Source organism: Pseudomonas kermanshahensis, assembly GCF_014269205.2.
Lineage (GTDB): Bacteria > Pseudomonadota > Gammaproteobacteria > Pseudomonadales > Pseudomonadaceae > Aquipseudomonas > Aquipseudomonas kermanshahensis.
On the sequence record NZ_JABWRY020000014.1, the window covers coordinates 1 to 660 of the forward strand.

General features: G+C 59.4%; 1 protein-coding gene. It reads right to left on the reverse strand.

The window, feature by feature from the left end:
* Positions 1-660: immunoglobulin-like domain-containing protein (locus HU764_RS28275; protein ID WP_217835024.1), on the reverse strand; the 660-nt coding region annotated here is incomplete at both ends.

Genomic DNA, 660 nt, shown 5'->3' on the forward strand with positions numbered 1-660 from the left:
GAATGCTTGTCGATCGGCAGACCGTCTTTGTTGGTCAGGGTGATGGTGTAAGTGATTGCACCACCTTCGGTAACCGAAGGGGTGGCAGTCAGCTTGGCCACGACATCATCGGTGGTGTCAGTGACTTTGACCGACGCCGCGTCGCCCAGCTGCAGATTCTCGAAGGCACGGCCATCGATGTCTGCTGCCGACTTCACGCCCAACTCGATTTCGCCAGCGTCTTTGTAGACGTCGTCGCCCTGCGCTTCGTGGGTGTACGGCGCGCTGGTTTCACCGGCCTTGATAGTGACGGTGGCGTTGTTGCTCAGGGTCACAACCAAGTCGTGAGCCAGGGCGGTGTTGATGTGAACGGTGAAGGTCGGTTTGACGTTTTCAGCCACCGAAACCTGGTCAGCGGTGATGGTGACTTTGACCAAGTCGCCTTCGTTGCCCGGCGTGCCTGGCTCGTCGGTGACAGCGGTGCTGACCGGCGTTTTGTCCAGAACCAAGTTCTCGAACTTGCCAACATCCGCGCCATCAACGGTGGCGATCGATTTGATCACTGGATCGTTGGTCCCGACGTAGACGTTGTCCGGAGCAGTCACGGTGGTGAAGCCGGTGGTGCTGTTGGCCGGCACAGTGATGACGGTGGTGCCGTCGCTCAACGTGAAGGTCAGCGCC